The organism is Micromonospora sp. 15K316, from assembly GCF_004348525.1.
Taxonomy (GTDB): Bacteria; Actinomycetota; Actinomycetes; order Mycobacteriales; family Micromonosporaceae; genus Micromonospora.
In genome coordinates, this window is record NZ_SMKG01000006.1 from 1 (window position 1) to 20,720 (window position 20,720).

22 protein-coding genes and 1 pseudogene are annotated in these 20,720 nt (G+C 68.2%); 9 read left to right on the plus strand and 14 right to left on the minus strand.

Annotated elements, in window-relative coordinates:
* Positions 1–16: 16 nt before the first annotated feature.
* Positions 17–1,189 (minus strand): zinc-dependent alcohol dehydrogenase, encoded by a 1,173-nt coding sequence (locus E1211_RS02900; protein WP_132345084.1) that lies wholly within the window; start codon positions 1,187–1,189, stop codon positions 17–19.
* 28 nt (positions 1,190–1,217) lie between these two features.
* The gene (locus E1211_RS02905; protein ID WP_132345086.1) at positions 1,218–2,174 is read right to left on the minus strand and encodes an SRPBCC family protein; all 957 of its coding nucleotides are present in this window, start codon (positions 2,172–2,174) and stop codon (positions 1,218–1,220) included.
* 298 nt (positions 2,175–2,472) lie between these two features.
* Between E1211_RS02905 and E1211_RS02910 the strand changes: the two genes are divergently transcribed.
* Together E1211_RS02910 and E1211_RS02915 are read left to right on the plus strand one after the other, a co-directional pair.
* Entirely contained in the window at positions 2,473–3,240 is a 768-nt protein-coding gene (locus tag E1211_RS02910) for a hypothetical protein (protein ID WP_132345088.1), read from the plus strand.
* A gap of 298 nt (positions 3,241–3,538) precedes the next feature.
* Complete coding sequence (locus E1211_RS02915) at positions 3,539–4,765, plus strand: epoxide hydrolase family protein (protein ID WP_132345090.1); 1,227 nt, start codon at positions 3,539–3,541, stop codon at positions 4,763–4,765.
* Positions 4,766–4,792: 27 nt separating this feature from the next.
* On the opposite strand, the gene E1211_RS02920 is transcribed toward E1211_RS02915, so the two are convergent.
* The 4 genes from E1211_RS02920 to E1211_RS02930 all read right to left on the minus strand — a co-directional run bounded on the left by E1211_RS02920 (position 4,793) and on the right by E1211_RS02930 (position 8,494).
* Entirely contained in the window at positions 4,793–5,950 is a 1,158-nt protein-coding gene (locus tag E1211_RS02920) for a helix-turn-helix domain-containing protein (protein ID WP_132345092.1), read from the minus strand.
* Positions 5,940–6,107 (minus strand): hypothetical protein, encoded by a 168-nt coding sequence (locus E1211_RS32310; RefSeq protein ID WP_165947150.1) that lies wholly within the window; start codon positions 6,105–6,107, stop codon positions 5,940–5,942. Before E1211_RS32310 ends, E1211_RS02920 begins: the two co-directional genes overlap by 11 nt.
* A 127-nt stretch (positions 6,108–6,234) precedes the next feature.
* On the minus strand, positions 6,235–7,425 hold the full coding sequence (locus tag E1211_RS02925) for a helix-turn-helix domain-containing protein (protein WP_132345094.1): 1,191 nt from the start codon (positions 7,423–7,425) through the stop codon (positions 6,235–6,237).
* 203 nt (positions 7,426–7,628) lie between these two features.
* Positions 7,629–8,494, minus strand: a protein-coding gene (locus tag E1211_RS02930; RefSeq protein ID WP_132345224.1) for an IS5 family transposase whose coding sequence is annotated in 2 segments (ribosomal slippage) — positions 7,629–8,161 and positions 8,161–8,494 — 867 coding nt in all. Because the reading frame shifts where the segments join, the coding sequence is not laid out codon by codon here.
* 250 nt (positions 8,495–8,744) lie between these two features.
* Between E1211_RS02930 and E1211_RS02935 the strand changes: the two genes are divergently transcribed.
* The 4 genes from E1211_RS02935 (at position 8,745) to E1211_RS02950 (ending at position 12,734) form a co-directional block, all read left to right on the plus strand.
* Entirely contained in the window at positions 8,745–9,923 is a 1,179-nt protein-coding gene (locus E1211_RS02935) for an NAD(P)/FAD-dependent oxidoreductase (protein WP_132345096.1), read from the plus strand.
* Between the two features lie 237 nt (positions 9,924–10,160).
* Entirely contained in the window at positions 10,161–10,442 is a 282-nt protein-coding gene (locus E1211_RS02940) for a DoxX family protein (RefSeq protein ID WP_207915196.1), read from the plus strand.
* A gap of 109 nt (positions 10,443–10,551) precedes the next feature.
* A complete protein-coding gene (locus tag E1211_RS02945; protein WP_132345226.1) occupies positions 10,552–11,397 on the plus strand; it encodes a sigma factor-like helix-turn-helix DNA-binding protein in 846 nt (281 codons plus the stop codon).
* Positions 11,398–12,122: 725 nt separating this feature from the next.
* The gene (locus E1211_RS02950) at positions 12,123–12,734 is read left to right on the plus strand and encodes a hypothetical protein (protein ID WP_132345098.1); all 612 of its coding nucleotides are present in this window, start codon (positions 12,123–12,125) and stop codon (positions 12,732–12,734) included.
* A 62-nt stretch (positions 12,735–12,796) separates the two neighbouring features.
* On the opposite strand, the gene E1211_RS02955 is transcribed toward E1211_RS02950, so the two are convergent.
* The 5 genes from E1211_RS02955 to E1211_RS02975 form a co-directional block, all read right to left on the minus strand.
* Positions 12,797–13,708 (minus strand): NADP-dependent oxidoreductase, encoded by a 912-nt coding sequence (locus E1211_RS02955; RefSeq protein ID WP_132345100.1) that lies wholly within the window; start codon positions 13,706–13,708, stop codon positions 12,797–12,799.
* A 44-nt stretch (positions 13,709–13,752) separates the two neighbouring features.
* On the minus strand, positions 13,753–14,133 hold the full coding sequence (locus E1211_RS02960; protein ID WP_132345102.1) for an MmcQ/YjbR family DNA-binding protein: 381 nt from the start codon (positions 14,131–14,133) through the stop codon (positions 13,753–13,755).
* Between the two features lie 45 nt (positions 14,134–14,178).
* A complete protein-coding gene (locus tag E1211_RS02965) occupies positions 14,179–14,826 on the minus strand; it encodes a nitroreductase family protein (RefSeq protein WP_132345104.1) in 648 nt (215 codons plus the stop codon).
* A 60-nt stretch (positions 14,827–14,886) separates the two neighbouring features.
* Complete coding sequence (locus E1211_RS02970) at positions 14,887–15,708, minus strand: isocitrate lyase/phosphoenolpyruvate mutase family protein (RefSeq protein ID WP_132345106.1); 822 nt, start codon at positions 15,706–15,708, stop codon at positions 14,887–14,889.
* 78 nt (positions 15,709–15,786) lie between these two features.
* Positions 15,787–16,320: a carboxymuconolactone decarboxylase family protein gene (locus E1211_RS02975; RefSeq protein ID WP_132345108.1), complete on the minus strand. Its 534-nt coding sequence runs from the start codon at positions 16,318–16,320 to the stop codon at positions 15,787–15,789.
* A gap of 136 nt (positions 16,321–16,456) precedes the next feature.
* Between E1211_RS02975 and E1211_RS02980 the strand changes: the two genes are divergently transcribed.
* Positions 16,457–17,107: a TetR/AcrR family transcriptional regulator gene (locus tag E1211_RS02980; RefSeq protein ID WP_132345110.1), complete on the plus strand. Its 651-nt coding sequence runs from the start codon at positions 16,457–16,459 to the stop codon at positions 17,105–17,107.
* Between the two features lie 9 nt (positions 17,108–17,116).
* On the opposite strand, the gene E1211_RS02985 is transcribed toward E1211_RS02980, so the two are convergent.
* Positions 17,117–17,863 (minus strand): SDR family oxidoreductase, encoded by a 747-nt coding sequence (locus E1211_RS02985; protein ID WP_132345228.1) that lies wholly within the window; start codon positions 17,861–17,863, stop codon positions 17,117–17,119.
* A gap of 128 nt (positions 17,864–17,991) precedes the next feature.
* On the opposite strand from E1211_RS02985, the gene E1211_RS02990 reads away from it, so the two are divergent.
* A complete protein-coding gene (locus E1211_RS02990) occupies positions 17,992–18,636 on the plus strand; it encodes a DNA-3-methyladenine glycosylase (RefSeq protein ID WP_165947151.1) in 645 nt (214 codons plus the stop codon).
* A gap of 111 nt (positions 18,637–18,747) precedes the next feature.
* Here E1211_RS02990 and E1211_RS33190 read toward each other — a convergent pair whose 3' ends face one another.
* Together E1211_RS33190 and E1211_RS33830 are read right to left on the minus strand one after the other, a co-directional pair.
* Positions 18,748–18,972: a hypothetical protein gene (locus E1211_RS33190; protein WP_165947148.1), complete on the minus strand. Its 225-nt coding sequence runs from the start codon at positions 18,970–18,972 to the stop codon at positions 18,748–18,750.
* 28 nt (positions 18,973–19,000) lie between these two features.
* A pseudogene (locus E1211_RS33830) lies at positions 19,001–19,267 on the minus strand (dihydrofolate reductase); the annotation flags it as partial.
* Between the two features lie 164 nt (positions 19,268–19,431).
* Between E1211_RS33830 and E1211_RS03000 the strand changes: the two are divergent.
* On the plus strand, positions 19,432–20,337 hold the full coding sequence (locus E1211_RS03000; protein ID WP_132345114.1) for a ferritin-like domain-containing protein: 906 nt from the start codon (positions 19,432–19,434) through the stop codon (positions 20,335–20,337).
* Positions 20,338–20,720: the final 383 nt, after the last annotated feature.

A 20,720-nucleotide genomic window follows, 5' to 3' on the forward strand; every position in this document is an offset into this window, starting at 1 on the left:
GGGCGGGGCGGGGCGGTCAGACGGTGAGCAGCACCTTGGAGCACTCGTCCTGCTTCTTCTGGAAGATCTTGTAGCCCTTCGGGGCGTCCTTGAGCGGCATCCGGTGGCTGACGATGAAGCTCGGGTCGATCTCCCCGCGCTGGATGCGCTCCAGCAGCGGCCGCATGTAGCGCTGCACGTGGCACTGCCCGGTACGCATGGTCAGCGCCCGGTTCATGAACGCGCCCATCGGGAACTTGTCGACGAAGCCCCCGTACGCGCCCACCACCGAGACGACCCCGCCGCTGCGGCAGGCCAGGATCGCCTGGCGCAGCGCGGGCGGCCGTTCGGTCTCCGCGCGTACCCCCTGTTTCACACGGTCGTACGCGTAGATGGCCGCGTTGCCGTGGTGACCCTCCAGGCCAACGGCGTCGATGCAGGCGTCCGGGCCACGGCCGGCGGTCAGCTCGTTGAGCGCGTCCAGCACGTCGGTCTCTTCGTAGTTGATGGTCTCGGCGCCGGCGTGTTCCCGGGCCAGCCGCAGCCGGTACGGGTACCTGTCGATGACGAAGACCCGGTCCGCGCCGAGCAGCCGGGCGCTGGCGGCGGCGAGCAGCCCGACCGGGCCGGCCCCCCAGATGGCGACCAGCTGACCGGGCTTGATGTCGCACATCTCCGCGCCCATGTAGCCGGTCGGGAGGACGTCGGCGAGCATGACGGCCTGCTCGTCGGGCACCTCGTCGGGCACCTTCAACGGCCCGACGTCGGCGAACGGCACCCGGACGTACTCGGCCTGGCCGCCGGCGTAACCACCCAGCAGGTGGGAGTAGCCGAAGATGCCCGCCGGCGAGTGCCCCATGATCTTCTCGGCGATGCCGGCGTTCGGGTTGGAGTTCTCGCAGACCGAGTAGAGGCCGCGCTGGCAGGAGGTGCAGTGTCCGCAGGCGATCGGGAAGGGCACCACCACCCGGTCGCCCGGACGCAGGTTGCGTACCTGCGGACCGACCTCGACCACCTCGCCCATGAACTCGTGCCCGAGGACGTCGCCCTTGCGCATGGCGGGGATGTAGCCGTGGTAGAGGTGCATGTCGGAGCCGCAGATCGCGGTCGTGCTGACCCGCACGATCGCGTCCCGGGGGCTCAGGATCGTCGGGTCCGGCACGTCGACGACCTTGACGCTGTCGCGGCCCATCCAGGCGGTGGCCTTCATCCTTGCTCCTCCTCACGCATCGAACGGCTCAGCGGCGCATACCGCTGGGCAGCGGCTGGGCGGGGCGCTGCATGACCTGCTGGCGTACCGAGATCCCGTCCGGGCTGCCGTCGGAGCGGACCACGTCGCCGGTCTCCAGCACCTGCTTGAACCGGCGCAGGTCGTCGCGGACCTGCTGCTCCGGCTCCTCGCCGAAGAGCTTCGCCACGGCCCGGCCGACCGCTCCGGCCGGGGGCACGTAGCCGAGCTGGACGCGCACCTCGGTGCCCCGCTCACCGGGGGCGGGCACGAAGCGGACCCGGCCGGCGTTGGGCACCGGTGTGCCGGGCAGCGACCGCCAGGCGATCGAGCGGTTCGGCTGGTCGTCGACGATCTCCGCGTCCCACTCGATGTGCCGCCCGGCGGGCCCCCGCACCATCCAGTGCGACCGGCGGAGGTCGATCGCGCGGATCGCCTCCACGTGCGACATGAACCGGGGCAGGTTCTCCATGTCCCGCCAGTACCGGTACGCCTCGGCCGGGGTGCGGTTGACCGTGACGGCCATGCTGATGCGGATGGTCCGTTCGCGGGCCCGGCGGGCGCGCCCGGCACTGAGCGCGGAGAGCAGGTCGAGGGCGGTGATGCCGGCGACCACGGCCGTGGTGAGGGCGAGCCGGCGCCGCCGCTCACCGCGCCGGTCGGTCATCGCCCACCCGAGCAGGCTCAGGTCCATCGCGTCGCCCGCGACCCGGGTCCAGGCCCAGCCGGAGAGCCGGCGGCCGGCGACCAGGCCGAGGCCGTGGCCCAGCTCGCGGGCGCCGAGGGCCGGGATGACCGCGGCGGCGGCCGGTGAGTCGTCGACGCCGGTGAGCCGGGCGAGCGGGCCGGGTGCGGCCACGGCGCCGGCCCCGAGGGCGAGGCTCAGCCACCCGAGGGCGCGGGGCAGGTGGGGGTCGCGGACGGGCGAGTCCAGTTCGGGCAGGAGCACTCCGTCGATTCGGTTCACGTCGGTCCCTCCGCAGGGCGTGGCCGCCGGTCGGCGGTGTGGCGGTGCCGGTGCCCGCCACCGTGACGCTATGCCGTCGGGCGGCCCGACGTGCCCGCTTCCAGGGAGAACGTCCGGTTGTTCAAGATCGCCGAGTGCACGATCTCGAGCTCCGTGAAGTCGGGGCATCGGCGGCCCTCAAACACCCCGACTTCCAGGAGCCGAGTCGATCAACGTCCCGGCGATTACGATTCGCGAAGAAACTACCGATTCATCCCTGGCTCGTCGGCTTCGAGCCGTTCCCACCTTGGAAGGGCAGATGGCACGCGCGCGAGCACTCCGACGGTTGGTCTCGGCGAGTGCCACCGGCGCGCTCGCCCTCGCCCTGATCGCGCCCGGTCCGGTGGACGATCCCCCGCTACCGAACCCGACCCAGGCCGCGAACACCACAGCCGCCGACGAGGCGGCCGTCGCCGGCCTCGGGCAGGCGGCAGGCGACCCGCCCGTCTTCGAGGAGCCCCGCCCCCCGCTGCTGCCGGCCGACTTCCGGGGCGAGGGCCGCTACATCGTCCGCGACCTCGGCATCGACGTGCCCTTCACCTGGCAGGGCCGGGCCGGCGACAGCCAGATGATCGCGGGAGGCCCGGAACACCCCATCTGGTTCACGAACGTGATCTACCGCAACACGCTCTACACGCTCACCTACAAGTGGCCGGGCATCCCGGCGACCCCGCCGCGCCAGTGCGACCGGGTGGGCTTCTTCAACCGTCAGATCCTCAACGACCTGCTGAAGACCGCGCGTTTCGTCGGGCCGGAGATCCTCCAGGGCACGAAGGACCGGCACGTCGATCACTGGCGGGTCGGCGTCGTCGGCGGCTCCACCCAGCCGGGGGAGAACTTCCGCTTCCCCATCGCGCTCGGCGACGTCTACGTCGACCAGCGGAACCCCAGCCAGTGGTGGCAGGTGTTGCAGTTCGGCTTCCAGAACCTCTTCGATCCCGCGCTCGACGAGTGGTTCACGATGACGACGTTCCGCCACCAGCCGGGGCAGGTCACCCTTCCGGACCGCTGCCCGCCTCCGCTGTGAGCCGGTCGCCCCGGCCGGCGGTCAGGGGCGACCGGGGCGATGGCCCGGATCGCGGTATCGCCGCGACGGGACATAAAGCGCTCTAGGCTCTGGGACAGACGGCTCCGCCACCGTTGCCGCCCCGGAAAATGACCGGGCAGCGGGCCCGTGGGCGCCCGGATGCCCACCCTGAGCGACGGCGCCCCACCGAGGAGAGCGACCACGGCAAGACGTGCCGGCGGAGTGCGCACGGAGCTGCTCGACGGGCGGCGGGCCGAAGACTTCCGCTCGGCTCCACAACAGGGGAAAGGTGGCCCGCATGGCCGTCAAGACCGAAGCCCGGCCGGGCATCGCGGAGATCCGACCGTTCACGGTGGAGATTCCGGAGACGGAGCTGACCGCGCTGCGTACCCGGATCGCGGCGACGCGCTGGCCGGAGCGGGAGACCGTCGCGGACCAGTCGCAGGGTGTGCAGCTGGCGACCATCCAGGCGCTCGCCCGCTACTGGGAGAAGGAGTACGACTGGCGCAGGGTCGAGGCGACGCTGAACTCCCTGCCGCAGTTCGTCACCCAGATCGACGGGGTGGACATCCACTTCCTCCACGTCCGCTCGAAGCACGAGGACGCGCTGCCGCTCATCGTCACGCACGGGTGGCCGGGTTCCGTCATCGAGCAGCTCAAGATCATCGGCCCGCTCACCGACCCCACGGCGCACGGCGCTCCGGCGTCGGACGCCTTCCACCTGGTGATCCCGTCGATGCCCGGCTACGGCTTCTCCGGCAAACCGACAGACCCCGGCTGGGGGCCGGACCACATCGCGAGCGCCTGGACGGAGCTGATGCGGCGCCTGGGCTACTCGCGCTTCGTGGCGCAGGGCGGCGACTGGGGAGCGGTCGTCACGGACCTGCTGGGCGCGCAGGCACCCCCGGAGCTGGCCGGCATCCACTCCAGCATGCCCTGCGTCGTCCCCGCCGACATCGACAAACTCTTCCAGTCCGACATCACCGGGCTGAACGACGCGATGGGCCAACTGCCCTCCAACCTGTCGGCCGACGAGATGCGCGCCTGCGAGCAGTTGAACTTCTTCTGGAAGCACGCGGCGTACGCGCTGATCATGGGCACCCGCCCGCAGACCCTGACCGCGCTGGCGGACTCGCCCGTCGGCCTGGCGGCCTTCATGCTCGACCACGACGCGCGCAGCCTCGACCTGATCTCCCGCGCCTTCGCCGGGAACGAGGGGGGCCTGTCGCGAGACGACGTCCTCGACAACATCACGCTCTACTGGCTGACGAACACCGGCGTCTCCTCGGCCCGCCTCTACGCCATGAACGCGTACTCCTTCTTCGCCCCCAAGGGCGTCACCGTCCCGGCGGCCGTGAGCGTCTTCCCCGACGAGCTCTTCCAGGCTCCGCTGAGCTGGGCGCGGCAGGCGTACCCGAACCTCGTCCACTACAACCGGCTCGACGTCGGCGGGCACTTCGCGGCCTGGGAACAGCCACACCTGCTCACGCAGGAGATCCGCGACGGCTTCCGCTCACTGCGCTGACCGACCGGGCTCGGGGAGGACGGCCGTTCACCGGGTGAGGCCGACCAGCGCCGCCAGGCGCGCCACCCCGGCCGGCGCCGGGTGCGCCCGAGCGACCTCGGCGATCACCGTACGCGCCGAGGGCCGGCACCGGACCTCGGCCGGCGCGACGCTCTCCGCGTCGACCAGCGCGCGGGCCGCCCCGCGCACGTCACCGAGCTGGAGGTACGCCCGCGCGACGTCGACCAGGTAGGCACCCCGGCACTCGGCCGGCAGCAGCCGCCACGCCGCCCGCCGCACGATCGCCGGATGCCGCCGCACCGCCGCCCCGGCGTCACCCCGCTCGACGGCCGCCACCACCCGGGCCAGCTCGACGGCGACCGGCCCGAAGCCGGTCCGGTGCGCATCGTCGTACCCCCGGAGCCGGGCGGCGATCCCGGCGGCCCGGTCGGTCAGCTCGTCGGCGCGGCGGCCGTCGCCGGAGCCGGCGGCGGCCAGGGCGGCCTGGAGCAGCAACGTCCCGCGGACCGCCCACTCCCCCGGCGGTCGTCGCCTGTCAACCGCCAGGCGCTCCGCGGCGGCGAGGGTCGCCGCGAGGGCCAGCCGCTCCCGGCCGAGCGCCCGCAGCGCCTGCCCGACCGCGACGGCCGCCGTCGCCGACCGGACCGGGTCGCCGTTCGCGACGGACATCGCCCGGTCGGCGGCCAGCCAGCCCAGGTCGGCCTCGCCGAGCTTCACTAGCAGCGACGAGGTGATCCGGTACGCCGGCACCAGCAGCTCCGCGCATCGTGCGCCCTGGACGGCGTCGAGCAGCCCCGGCAGCACGCGCACCAGCTGCGGATAGTGCGCGTGCTGGAAACTCAACCAGGCGTGCCCGACCAGCCCTCGCAGCTCGTCCACTGTCTGCACCGGGGCTTGCGGGATGTCGTAGCGGGCGAGCGCAGCCCGGACGTCGTCCACCCCGTCCAGCGGGCCCGCGGTGACCGGCGGCCGGTGCCGGTCGAGCAGCAGCTCCGGGTCGATCCGCAGCACCTGGGCCAACTCCTGGATCACCGAGTACCGGTCCAGCGGGCGGACGCCACGTTCGACCTTGTCCACCCAGCTCTTCGACCTGCGCAGCCGGTCGGCCAGCATCTGCTGGGTCATCTGCCGCCGAACCCGCCAGCGCGCCACCCGACGGCCGATCGGCAGCTCGTCAGCGGTCACGCCGCCACCGCCGGTCCGGGACGGCACGGGTGGTCTCCTCCGCCGGTACGCGATCCGCCTCCGCCTGGGCCAGGAGTCGCCGCTTGGCGGCCTCCCGCTCGGCCGCCTCCGACCGCTCACCCCGGCTCTCCGAGGTGCTGTCACCGTGATCGCTCATCTCCGCCTACTCCGTGAAGGAGCAACGGTGATCCTCGCGCCGATCACCGCCGCATCAGGCCAGCGGGACGCACTCGCGCCCCGAACCGGACACTAGGGCGGATTGGTGATCGGCCGATTACTGGCAGTTATGCGACCAGGTCAATGCCGATCCGACCGGCGAGCAGCCGCAGCTCGTCCGGGATGGCACGGCGCTGGGCGCGCTGCGCAAGAGCCACCACCGCGTCGCGGGCGAGGGGGTTGATGGCGAACGGAATCGGCGCGGCCCGCTCGGCCTGCACGAAGGCAGCAAGGGCCTCCGCGTCCCGGCGACCGCCGTCCGCCAGCGCTCGTCCAACATCAAGCCAGTAGGACAGCTGGCGATTCGATGCCACCAGCACCTGTGGTCGTACCGTCCGGGACAGCTCGATCACTCTGCCGGACTCGCCCTGTTCCGCCGCGATGGACATCTGCCAGAGCCCTACGTTGGTCGGCCCAAAGCAACAACCGTTGAAGCCGCCGCCGTCAGCCGGATCTCCCAAACTCGCCGCCTCATGCGCGGCCTCCGCGAGGTGATCGCGGGCAACATCCGGACGACCATCCACGGTCGAGGCCAGCGCGGCCGTGAGGTGCAGCTGGCCAAGCATTTGACGCACGCGGACATCGGAGGCACTTCCCTGAAGCTCCGCCAGCGACCGATCGGCAGCTCTGGCAGCCAACCGTGCAGATTCGATCGGAAGGCTCTGCGCATACGCGAAGCGAGATGCGCCTAACCATGCCCGATCTTCTATATCCTCAGCAGCCAGCACGGACACCCGAGCGGCATTGAGCGCCAGGTGCCGGTAACCGAGGTGACGCAGACAGGTGGACGCCTGGTACGCGACCTGAGCGAGCGCGGCCCCGCCCACGGCAGCGGCTTCGAGCAGTAGACCAGGGAGCATGCGAGCCATCGCCGGGTAGTTGCAGGAGTTGCGAAGCTGATCGCTGCGGGCGATCTCGGCGTTGAGCTGGTCCTTCGTGTAGGTCGGCGGACGGCGTTCGCCGTCCTCGATCTCGATCAGCGCCGACCAGATCGCCGGTACGCATTCGGCGGCGCTCTCGCGGGCGGGATCGCCGGACTCGGTGCCCTGGCCGAGCAGGTCGGCCACCGTGACCTGGAGGGCAGCCGCGAGAGCGACCAGCGTGGAGCGACGGTCGATCGTCTTCCGACCCGACTCGATCTGCGAGACGTAGGACTGGGTGACACCGGCGAGCCCGGCGAGCACCGCCTGGGTCATCCCGCCGCGGCGCATCCGCCAGTACCGGATCCTGGCACCGATGGTGTCCGGCTTCTTCACCATGGCATGCCCACCCCCCAGGTAGAGGACTTGGGATAGGGCCACGGCCTGCTATCCCCGCAGGACTGGACCGTACACCGGCAGAGCGTGCGAGCGGTGACGCCGAGTGTCGAGAAGTGCCACCGTGTGCGACCGCGGAGGACACACCGCTACATCAGGATTGACTACCGTCGCCGGGTGACGTGGACTAGGGCGTGTCCTGTCGATCATGGAAGCCAGATGATGGCGGCGATGAGGACGAGGCTGGCCTGGTAGAGGGATGCGCGTTTGGCGTAGCGGGTGGCCAGGTCCCGCCACTGTTTGAGCCGGTTGAAGCAGCGTTCCACGACGTTGCGTTTGCGGTAGATCGCCTTGTCGAAGGCCGGTGGTCGTCCGCCGGTGCTGCCCTTGGCGGCGCGGCGGGCGACCTGGTCAGAGCGTTCGGGGATGACGTGTTTGATTCCCCGGGAGCGCAGGGCTCGCCGGGTCGAGTCGTGGGCGTAGCCCTTGTCGGCGATCAGCACATCGGGCCGTTTGCGAGGCCGGCCGGGTCCCGGCTCGTTGACGCGGATCGCGTCGAGCAACGCCAACAGTCGCGGGTTGTCGCCGGCCTGGCCGGGGGTGAGCAGGATCGACAGCGGCCGGCCGCGTCCGTCGACGGCGAGGTGGATCTTCGTGCTCAGCCCTCCCCGGGACCGGCCGATGGCCTCGCCATCCTGCGCACCAGGCGTCGCCGGACTTGTCGGGGAGCCCCCTTTTTACGGGCGCCAGCGGCATGCTGGTGCGCCCGCACGACCGACGAGTCGATGCTGATCGTCCACTGCACCGGTGTCCCGTCGTCATACACCTGCGCCGCGGCCAGGATCCGACCCCACGTCCCGTCAGCGGTCCACCGGCGCAACCGCTCGTGGCAGGTCTTCCACGGCCCGAAACGTTCCGGCAGGTCACGCCACGGCGCACCCGTACGCAGCTTCCACAAGATCCCGTTAATGACCTGACGATGATCCCGCCACCGCCCCCGCGCACCACCCGGCTCCGGAAGCAGCGGCGCAATCACCACCCACGCCTCATCAGTCAACTCACCACGACGCACCACCAGCATATCGTCAACCATCAACCACTACAAGATCGACAGGACACGCCCTAAAGGGCATCTCGTAACCCGTCGCAGGCGTTGCCCTGCCAGTGATCGGGACGGTGGCACGGTCCCCAGCTGCATCGACGCCGAAGGTACGGCCTGCGCTTGTCGATCCCGAGCCTGGGAGTGGTCTGCCTCACGCGATGTCAGCACAGACGGTCACGCGGTGTCTTGAGGCCGAACCCCTGACAATGGAGGAGCCACTATGACTGGGCACATTGATGTGGTCGTGGTTGGCGGCGGGTACGCCGGTGTCATGGCGGCCAATCGTCTGATGCAGCGCGATGACGTGGCCCTGACGTTGATCAACCCGCGCCGCATGTTTGTCGAGCGGATCCGCCTGCACCAGGTGGTGGGCGGGTCCGACGACGCGGTCGTCGACTATCGAGAAGTCCTGGCCGAGGGCGTCCGGCTGGTGGTCGACACGGTGACACGGATCGACGCAACCAGACGCAGCGTGACGTTGGCGGCCGGAGGCACGGTCGGCTACGACTACCTGATCTACGCCGTGGGCAGTGGCAGCGCCGGCCCGGGCGTGCCCGGCGCGGCCGAGTTCGCCTACCCGATCGCCACGCTGGAGGAGGCACAGCAGCTGCGGCCCGTCCTCAACCCCGCTCCCACAACCGCACCGGTGACGGTTGTCGGAGCCGGTCCGACCGGCCTCGAGACCGCCGCCGAGCTGGCGGAGGCGGGCCGTACCGTGACCTTGGTCTGCGGCGGGCTACTCGGCCCATATCTGCACGCCCGTGGTCGGCGCTCGGTCGCCAAGCGGCTGGCCAAGCTGGGTGTAACCGTCCTCGACGGCGCGAAGGTGACGGCGGTGATTCGCGACGCCGTGCGGCTCGGCGACGGCCGAGCGGTGCCGAGCACGGTGACCATCTGGACCGCCGGGTTCGGCGTGCCGGACCTGGCCGCCCGCAGCGGGCTGAGCACCGACGCGCTGGGCCGCCTGCTAACCGACGAGACGTTGACCAGCGTGGACGACGTACACATCGTCGCGGCCGGCGACTCGGCCGCCCCGTCCGACCTGCCGTTCAGAATGAGCTGCCAGGCCGCGACGAGGATCGGCGCACACGCCGCCGACACAGTGCTGGCCAAGATCGCGGGCAAGCAGCCGACGCCCATCAACCTGGGGTTCTTCGGCCAGTGCATCAGCCTGGGGCGTCGCGCTGGCATCTTCCAGTTCGCCTTCAAGGACGACACCGCGAACGGGTTGTACATCGGCGGCAGCCCAGGCGCGAGACTCAAGGAATTCGTCTGCCAGCACACCGTCAAGCACCTGACGAACGAGGCACGCAAGCCCGGCTCGCTCACCTGGGTCAAGGACGACAAACGCCAGGAGTTGCTGCGGGCCAAGCGCGGCGAGGAGCCGGCCACCCACTGAACGACAGCCTGGGACACGCCTCGGCGATCCCAGCTCGCACAGCTACCCCCCTACCGACGATGTCCCATGGGAACTCCGGCCCGCGCCGCAAGGTCCCAAGACACCGAGCCACCCGCGCATGGCAAGGAAACGCGATGAACCTCGCTCTTTGGATCGCTACCGCGCTGCTGGCAGCAGTCTCCCTAGCCGGCGGCACCACCAAGATGTTCGTACCCAAGGAAAAGTTGGCCGTACTCAATGGGGGGGGAATGGACCAGACACGCGAGCCTCGGCTTCATCAAGACGATCGGGGTCCTCGAGCTCCTGGCCGCGGTTGGCCTGGTCCTGGCTGCCGCGCTCGACATCGCACCGTTCATGGTGCCGGTGACCGCCGCCTGCTGGGTACTGCTCATGGTCGGCGCGGCGATCATCCACGTCCGCCTTGGTCAGTTCAAGCTGGTCCTGGTCAATCTGGGTTATGTGGCGCTTGCCGGCTTCATCGCATGGGGCCGCTTCGCCCTCGAGCCTTTCACCGGTTGACGACGATGTGCCGCTGGCGGGGTGGTGGTGTCGGGTTGGCGCGGGTGATTCGACGCACGATCGACGGCTTCCACTGCCAGGGAGGCCCACGAAGAAGAAGGGTCGCGATGTGAACCACACCCCCGATTCGGCGACCGACACCTTCGTCGTCCACCGCAACCTGCTCTTCACCGTCGCGTACGAGGTGCTCGGATCGGCGGCCGACGCCGAGCACGTCCGCGACCAGCGCGCCTACCTGGTCCGGATCACCACCCGGCAGTCACTGAACCGGCTACGCACAATGAAACGCCGAAAAGAGGCGTACGTCGGCCCCTGGCTGCCCGATCCGCTGCTCACTGCGCCGGACGTGGCCGAGGACATCGAACTCGCCGAGAGTGTGTCGATGGGACTCATGATCGTCCTGGAGACACTGTCGCCGACCGAGCGCGCCGTCTTCGTGCTGCGTGAGGCCTTCGATGTCAGCTACGACGAGATCGCGACCGCCGTCGGCAAGAGCCCTGCGGCCGTCCATCAGATCGCCCACCGCGCCCGCCGACACGTCGATGCCCGCCGCCCCCGCCAGGTCGTCTCCCCAAGCGAGACCCGGGCGGCGCTGGCGGCGTTTCAGCGCGCGGTCGAGACCAGGGACCTGCAGGGTCTCCTCGACGTGCTTGCACCCGACGTCGTCCTGGTCGGAGACGGAGGCGGCGTTAAGCACGCCGCGCTGCGACCAATCACCGGTGCTGAGAAGGTGGCCCGGATGTTCTTCGGTGGTCTGGGCAAGGTCGAAGGCGTGCTCACCGGTGAACCGACCATGGTCAACGGCAACCCCGCTCTCCTTGTACGCCTGGACGGCGAAATCGACGGCGTTCTGGCGATCCGTGTCGAGGACGCCCGCATCGCCGGCCTCTACTACGTCCGCAACCCGGAGAAGCTGACCCGCGTCGAATCCGAAACCCCGCTCACCCTGCGATAAGTTCCGGTGCCGGAAGTGTGTTGGGAAGTAGGTGCAACGCCGAGGTAGCGCGCTGTGGCTGGTGCGCCGGTGTGGAAAGGCGGCGGCCCGCCGGGCGCGGAGACGGCGCAGCACGGGCCGACGACCGCAGCGAAGCCAATCGCGCCCCACAGGTGCTGCCGTCTGCGGAGCCAGGGTGGTCGGCCGGACCTGGGTGTACTACCCATTGAGGTTGGTTAAGCGGCTGATGGGTTGACGTTTGTCGATCGCGGTGTAGGTGCAGGCATCACGCCAGGCGTGGCTGCGGTTGCAGCTGCCGTTGCCGGACAGCGTTCGTTGGGTGGTGACTTCGCGGCGGGGCATGCGGCGGTCTGGTCGGCGGACAGGGGCGGGCGCGGCACGGACAGGGACCGCAGCCATTCCGCAAGGAGCGACTCCACCTGTTGTCGCACAACGCGCTCGAGAACGCACAGGACGACGACTTGCGGGACGTCCTCGCCGCGGCCCTACGGTGGCACCCTTCTCCGTCTTCGCGGACGAAGAAGGCGACGGCATCGAAGCTCGATCTGAGATGGCTGAGGGCCTCCGGGTTCGGTGGGGATTGCGACGTCCACACCGACTGACCGGAGGTCCTCATGTCCACCGTGATGCGCCCCGGCATGGTGGCATCGTCCAAACCCGTGTTGTAGGTTCGCCCTCATGTATGAAAAGGCCGGCCATCGTTGAGTCCTGCAGACGATGCTGGCATGGTTTCGACGCTACGACCGGTGGATCGACAGCGGGTGGCTGCGTTGCTGCTCGTTAGGTACTGCAGGTTCCAGCATGATCCGAAGTTCTTCCCCTGGTTCGAGCAGCAGCGTGAGGCGTTGTCCCGGGCGGTCCAGCGGGCGGAACAGTTCGTCCTCCAGGACGTCACCGATCCGGCCGTGCCGGCGACCGCGGTCCGAGAGGTGCGGGACAGGCTGCACGAGGCGATTGAGGTCAGTGATCCCGATGGTCCACCGTTCGAAGCGGAGATTGTCGATCATCTGGTGTTCGCTGCGGAGGTCTTCGACTTCATAGCCGACCCGGGAAAGTTGGGTGCGCTCAGGCACGCGTTCGAGCGAGCGGACGAGCTGGCGGAAGCCATGGAGGAGATGGGACGAGAGGACTTTCCGTGTGGTGAGTGGGAACCGGTGGAGTTCGGTCGCCTGGAGACCGCGGCACGACAGGCGGACGTCCGTGCCTTCGCCGACGCCCATCACGACGAAGTGCCACCGGACGTTGACGAGATCGTCGGGCGTAGTCGTTCACTCGCTGACGCATACGCAGAAGTGGTTTTGAACTGTTACACGGACCAGGAGGCCGGTCGCGCCTGACGCAGCCGACGTGCCCGACGCGTGCCCAGCGCAGGGGTCAACGCCTGCCAGCACCGCGGACGTCAGAGTTCGAGGACGTACTTGACCCCACCGGAGCGGCCGCGCGCGACCTGGTCCGCGATCGCGGCGCCGTCCTTGATTGGTGTCGTCTGGACGTCGAGTCTCAGTTCGCCGGAGGCGGCGAGTGCCGCGAGTTCGCCGAGTGCACGTCCGTCGGGCTGCACGTAGAGGTTCGAGGTGGTGATTCCGCGAATCGGGTCGGGTGCGTCCGAGGTGATGGAGGTGAGGCGGCCTCCGTCGGTGAGCAGTCCGATCGCGGCCTCGGCGGTGCCTGTCGCGGCGATGAGGACGGCGTCGAATCGGCGATCGCTCTTCTGCACCCAACCGTCAGCGTGGGTGTCGATGACCTCGCTCGCGCCGAGGGCGCGGAGTTGGTCGGCGCGGGCCGGCCCTGCACCGGCGACGATCTCGGCACCGCGGAGGCGGGCGAGTTGCACGGCCAGTGACGCGGTGGGGCCGGAGGCTCCGACGACGAGCAGGCGGGTGGTGGCGTCGACGTGGAGCTCATCGAGGGCCTGCCGGGCGGTGAGCCCGGCGACCGGGAGTGCCGCCGCAATCTCCGGAGCCAGGTTCTCGGGCAATCGTGCGACATGCGCGGAACGGACCAGGACGCGCTCTGCCCAGGTGCCACTGCCGCCAGGCAGCGGCGCCTCGTGGACCAGCACGAGGTCTCCCGTGCGGAATTCGGTCTCGTCCGGGCCGGTCGCGATGACGCGGCCGACGGCTTCGACGCCCAGAGCTGCGGGCGGAACGAGGCCGACATCCCATCCGCCCGTGTGAAGCAGGGCGTCCCATGGCCCGATCCCTGCCGCGACCACCTCCAGGAGGAGCTCGCCCGCGTCAGGCTGGCGGGGGTTCGGAAGGTCGAGGATCTCCAGGGCGCCGTTGGCGGCTCGAACACCGAGTCCGATCATGGTTTGTCCTTCTGTGTTGATTCTGTTCGTGCGTGTTTCGGGTTTCAGGCGGCCGGGCTCGTGCCCGGGTCCGCGGGCCGCTTGGATTTCGGGAGTTTGTCGACCACGAGCCGGTAGGAGTCGGTAACGAGTTCCTTCACCAGATTCTTGTCGAGGCTGGGCCCACCTGCTGCCGTGATCCAGTGCTTCTTGTCCATGTGGTAGCCCGTCGTGATCTCTGCGTACTGCTCTCGCAGCGCAACGGCCTCGTCCGGATCGGCCTTCAGGATCACGACGGGGTGTCCCGGCATGTCGGTCATGAGCATGAAGACCTTGCCGCCGACCTTGTACAGCTCCCAGTTCGGGCCGTCACGGTGCTCGAACGTCACGTCCGGCAGTTCTGTCGCGTACTCGTTCGCGACCTTCTGGAGTTCCTGTCCGTCCATATCTGATCTACTCCTCTAGCGATCGGTTCGCCTGGGCCGGGCCGCTCAGGCGAAGGTGAACAGACGCTCGGGCTCGAACCGCGACACCGGAGTCTTGTACTGCTTCGACTCGTCGGGGTAGCCGAGCGCGAGCAGCACGGTGGTGGTGTGTCCGGTCGCGCGGATGTTGAAGGCCTTGTCCACGGTGACGGGGTCGAAGCCTTCGAGTGGCATGGCCTCGACGCCGAGTTCGGCGGCGGCCATCATCGTCAGACCCATCACCATGTAGGTCTGCTTCTCCATCCAGTGGTAGGTGTCCTTGTAGCTGTACTGGCGCAGGCTCAGGAAGTCGCGCGTCATCGATTCCCACCGCTCCTGCTTGGCCTCATCTGCGAACCGGCCGTCGGCCCGCTCCTTGGCGAACACCGCTTCGAGGTGGTGCTCGGTCACATCGCCCCGAGTGGTGAGGATGATGGTGTGCGAGGCGTTGAGGATCTTCTCGGCGTTGTCCTGGAACCGCTCGCCGAGGTTGGCAGCCAGTCGCTCCTTGCCCTCCCGGGTGGACACGACATAGAAGTGGTTCGGCTGGATGTTCGTCGACGTGGGAGCCGAGCGCAGGAACTTCAGCAGCTGCTGAAGAGTCTCGTCCGGAATCGTCTTGCTGCCGTCGAAATACCGGCTGAGGTGCTTGCTCATGAGCTTGTCGAGATCCATGTCATCGCGCTTTCTGTGATGATGAGTCGAGCGGTTGTAGATGGTGAAAGCCGGATACGGCTAGGGTTTGCGGGCGAGAAGTTCGCCCACCCGGTCGAAGCTGATGCCTGTCGTGGCCGAGGCGATGTCGCCGGCCTTCAGCGCCGCGGCCGCCTGTTCGAGAGCACCCATGGCATGCGTGTAGAGCGCGGGCCCGAGGCTGATGCGCTTGACCCCGGCCTTCTGCAGTGCAGAGACGGTCAGTACCTGGTCCGCCGGTGAGATGAGAACATTCACGGGTGTGGGCGCAACGGCGGTGACGATCGCGACCAGGGATTCGAGGTCGGGCGGGAACGGCGCGTAGACCACGTCGGCGCCGACCTCGGCGAAGGCTGTCAGCCGTCGGATGGTGTCATCGAGGTCGGGCCGCCCCTGGATGAAGTTGTCGGTGCGAGCGGTGACGACAATGCGGCGCTTCGCCGCGACGACCGCACTGCGAACCCGGCCTACCGCGTCGTCGAAGTCGCGGATCGGGTCATCGGGATTCCCGGTGGTGTCCTCGATCCCGATGCCGGCCAGCGCGTGCGCGATGGCACTGTCCACGGTCACGGCGACGTCCTCGGCGGTGACGCCGTAGCCGTCCTCGAAGTCACCGTTGACGGGCAACCCCGTGAGCCGACCGAGCAGTTGCGCGTGGTCGAGATGCTCGTCGCGGGTGATGCTGTGGCGTCCGTCGATGCGGCCGAGCGCGGCCGCCAGGGCCGCCGACGACGTGCCGATGGCCTCGAAGCCGGCATCCGCCAGGATCAATGCCGCCACGCCATCCCAGGCGTTCGGCATGACGAGGCCCCCTTCTCGGGTATGCAGTGCCATGAACTTCTCGTAGATTTCAGAGCCGGACATGTCGTCCCTTTCCAGCGGGGTTGATCAGGGTGAGGGTTCGGCCGGTCAGGTCGCTGTTCTCGCGAGTGCGGTATGCGCTCATGCCGGGTCGGGGACCGGGATGTCGACGTCGGTCAGGTTGACGTTGTTGAGGTAGTTGGTCAGCAGCGCCCGGACGACCAGCGTGACGATCGCCAAGATCTCCGGATCGGTGTATCCGGCCCCTTGGACGGCCGCGAGGTCGGCATCACTGACCCGTCCGCGCGTCTCGATCACCCGCTGGGCGAAGCGAGCCACCGCAGCCCGCTTCGGATCGACCGAGCTTCCCGCCCGCGCCAGCTCGATGTCCTCCACGGACATGCCGCCCTTCAGGGACCCGGCCGTGTGCAGCGCCAGGCAGTAGTCGCAGCCATCGGCTTCGGACACGGCCAACGCGATCGTGTGGCGCGTCCTCGCGTCCAGGAGCCTGCTCGTCTTCGTCTGCACCGTCATGACGAGATCGAGGACGGTCGGGTTCGACGCGAGCATGGTGAACATGTTCGGTACGAAGCCGAACTGCGCGCCGACCTGGTCGAGCGTGCTCCGCACGTCGGCGGAGGGCTCGTCGGCAGGAAGAGCGTTCAGGCGCGGCATGGGAAATCCACTCCAGTCCATGTGCGTGGTGGTCGGTAACCGACCTGGGTCAGGTTTTGGGCTGCGCGGCCCACTCGCCAGATACAACACCACACAAGACTGGGCTGTCAAGCCCACTTTTGGTAAGGTGTGAATCATGAAGTCCACGACGGCAGCGCCACAGCCCCGCCAGCTCACCGTGAAGGGGCAGGCGACGCGTGCCCGGATACTGGAGCACGCCGCCGCGCTCATCTACGCCGAGGGCGTCCACGCCACGAACAACGACAAGCTCCGGCGCGCCGCCGGCGTCAGCGGGTCGCAGATCAACCACTACTTCCCGACCAAGGAGAGCCTCGTTCTGGCGGTGATCGAGTGGCAGGCCGAACGTGTCCTCGGGCTCCATCGCGGCGAGCAGTTCGACGGCTTCGAGAGTCTCGAGGGGTTCCGGAAGTGGGCAGCGTTCTATATCGGGTATGAACGCGCCTACCACGAAGGCTGCAGCCTCGGGTCGCTCGCCAGCGAGATCATCAAGACCGACCTCGACGTTCACGACGAGCTGGCGGAGGCGTTCGCCCACTGGCGAGAGATCTTCCGCGACGCGCTCCTCCGCCTGCAGCGGCAAGGCCGTCTGAGCAACGAGGCCAACCCCGAGCAGCTCGCGAGCCTGCTCCTCGCCGCGTTCCAGGGCGGCATGCTCCTCGCGCAAGTCGCCCGGGGCATCTCTCCCCTCAGGGATGCCCTCGAAGCCGCTCTCGACTACATCGAGACCTTCGCGACACCACGCCCCGGTAGCGCAGATGGAGAGTAGGTTGCTCGGTCAGATAGCCAACCCGGCACCTCCGGACACGACGATCTCCTGCCCGGTGATGTAAACGGCATCGTCCGAAGCCAGAAAAGCGACCGTCCCCGCGACGTCTTTTGGCGACGCGAGGCGGCCGAACGGATTGTGCTCGGCCATCGCCGTCATCGTCCCCGCTACGTCATCGGTTGCCGTCCGGATCGAGGCTCTCGTCATCGGAGTGTCGGTCATTCCGGGGCTGACCGCGTTGATACGAATCCGGCGCGGCGCGAGCTCGAGCGCAAGGGTCGGGATCATGGCCAGCATCGCGCCGTGCGACCCGGCCGCGACGCTGCTGCCGGTGAGGCTGCGGGTTGCTCCGATACCCACGGTCACAATGACCGAAGCGCCGTCGGACAGCAGCGGCAAGGCTTTCACCAGGGTGAAGAACACCCCTTTCGTGTTGACGGCGAACACCTCGTCGTAGCCCGATTCGTCCCAATTCTCCAGCGTCATCGGACGGTTGACGCCCGCGTTCAGGAACAGCGTGGTCAGGCTTCCGAACTGTCCTCCGACCTCGGACACGACCTTGTCGATGTCCGATAGCGACCGTACGTCAGCTTGCAAAACCAGAACATCGTCGGGCAATTCTTGCCGTGCGCGAGCCACGCTCTCCTGACGTTGCCCGGTGACGGCAACGCGGTAGCCGCGATCGTGCAGAGTCCGCGCGGTCGCCTTCCCGATTCCGCTGGTGCCGCCGGTGATCAGAGCCGTACGTTCCGACATCACACTCACTCCATGATCGTTGTTGACTGGACCGAACGGACCAATGGCAACGCGCCGACGGCATGGTACCTGGCGGTCTGCCCAGACTCTCACTGGACTATATCGTCCAGATTTGCAAGGTTGGTGGCATGACCATGACTCGCACAGGGAAGAGTGCGACCAGGGAACAGCGAGCAGCTGCGGAGTACTTGGGCTCGCTCGACGACCCCCTTGCTCGCTGGGTGCAGGCGGCCGGGCCGATCGATGCCTACGACGCGCACCTGCCCGTCACGGTGGGCGATCCGCTCGAATGGTTCTCGTTCGCCGTCACCTCGCGACAGCTCAGCAGAGCATCCGGCTTGGCGATCTACCATCGACTGGTCGCACGACTCGGCGGCGCCATCACTGCCGAGCGTGTCATCTCGGCCGACGAACAGACGCTGCGCGACGTCGGGTTGTCTCACCAGAAGGCCTGGACGATCCGCGCGCTCGGCGAACGCATCCATGACGGCGAGCTGGAGATCGACAATCTCGCGACGATGAGCGATGCCGAAATTCTCACCAGCCTCGTGGCCGTGCCCGGTATTGGCCGGTCGTCGGCGCAGAGGTTCATGCTGCATTACCTGCGCAGACCGGACATCTTTCCGGCCGACGACCTCGCGGTGCGCGAAGCGATCACGGCACTCGATCAACTGGACCGAAAGATCACGCCGAAGGCCGCGGAGCAGCGGAGTGAGCCGTGGCGACCGTATCGATCGTATGCCACGTCGTACCTGTGGGGTTATCTGCGATGACGGGGCCGGGTACGGGCGAGAGCCCCCTCGGCAGCAGATGGCCCACCCGGACGACCGTCATCCCTATGCCCACGTAGCTCAACGGGAGGTTCGGCAGGCCGGGACCCGTAGTCATCTCGCCGCGGCGGTTGGCTGCCAGCTGATCCGTTCGTAGTAGACGAGGGCGAGCCCGACCAAAGAGAAAGAGGGCCGGGCCGGCGAACAGAGCTGCGGTCGAAGTCCAGTCCAGCGGGGTCCCAGCGGGATGCTGTAGTGGGTGGTGAGCATGTAGGCGAGGACCACCTCGACGCCGACGGCCAGGTAGATGATCCCGGCCATGAGCAGGAAGTGAGCCACGCTGGAGGCGATGCTGCTGGTCCGGGCGCGTCCTGTCGCCCTCGAAGTGCTCCCGCATCTCGGTGACCACGATCCGGTCCGCGAACGGCAGCGCCGCCCGGTACACCGCCTCGCCACCCATCACCCACACGTCGCCTGTCACCGCCGCGAACGCCTGTACCAGGTCCGGGAACGTCTCCCCGCCCTCCTGCGGCGTCGCGACAGCACGAGGTTGCGCCTGCCCGGTAGCGGCCGGAACCGCGGCGGTGCAGCACCCGGCGTACCGTGGCGACTGCGTACGCCGCGACCGGTGCACACCGCGCCGCGCGGAGCGTAGTCGAAGTTCGATTCATCCCGTACCGCCTTTCGGTAAACAATTCCTGAGGTTCGTCCACGCACCTAACGTGAGTGCTATCCCGTCCAGTCAGGTCGGCCGGCGCGGTCAGCTGGGGGACCTGCGCGCATCAACACGGAGGCAGCATGGACAGCTGGTTCATCTCAGAGGCGGTGTCACGCAGTGCGGAATCCGAAACGGATCGGCGAAGGCTCGCGGCCTTGGTCGATCCAGACGTGTGCAAAGCCGATCCGGCGGGTGGTGGGACGCCGAGCGACGTCGCTATCCTCAACTTCGCGCTCAATCTCGAGTATCTTGAGGCCGAGTTCTATCTCCGCGCGACGACGGGATCCGGGCTTCCCGACGAGATGACCACCGGCACCGGGGTGCGCGGCGAGGTGTCCGGCGGAAGGTCAGTCAACTTCGACAGCAACTTCGTGCAGCGGTTCGCGAAGGAGATCGCCTCCGACGAGATGCAACACGTGGCGTTCTTGCGATCCGCGCTCGGCGATTCCGCTGTTGCTCGTCCCGCGATTTCGCTGGACGCAAGCTTCACTGCGGCGGCGACCGCCGCTGGTCTGGTCAAGCAGGGCGAGAGCTTCGACCCGTACGCGAATGACCTTAACTTCCTCTTTGCGGCGTTCCTGTTCGAAGACGTCGGAGTCTCGGCCTTCAAAGGATCCGCTGCACTGCTCTCGAACAAGACGTACCTTGACGCGGCGGCCGGCCTGCTGGCCACGGAGGCATACCACGCGGGGATTGTCCGATCCGCGCTCTACAGCTCCGGACTCGTCGACGACGCAGTATTTGACTCGGTACAAAAGATCTCCGACGCCCGTAACAGTCTTGACGGCCCGGCGGACGACGACCAGGGCGTCGGTACGGCGGCGGACCCGAATTTCATCCCTACGGATGAAAACGGGATGTGCTACGGCCGATCGGCCGAGTCCGTTCTGAACATCGCTTACTTGAGCCCGACCCCGGCGGCGTCGGGTGGCTTCTACCCGGCGGGCATGAACGGCGAAATCGTGGTAAGCGCCGGAACGGCCTGAGCGTTCAAGTCACCCGCGTCGGCTCGGACGTCCAGCGGCGCGGACAACGATGGAGGACTTCGCGTACAGGCTCGAGCTGACCGTGCACGAGTAGAAGCCGATCGTGCTCACTGAGGCGTTGGGTCCGTGGGCCGTGGCCCCGGAGTCCGCAGGTCATCGGAGCTGACGGCTGACCCACCCGCAAGCCAGGCTTTATCTACGACGGTCGACGGGCGGTGCTTCGGATAGATCGGCTCTCTAATGCTTCGTAAAAATTCCTCAACGTTCGGGTCTTCGAGATCGAGAAGTAGACGCATTCATCGGCGATTTGTCTAATTCATCACGACCGCAGCCCGGCCAGGCTTGGACGAGGTGACCAGCGGGAAAGCTATCTCATCGAGAAA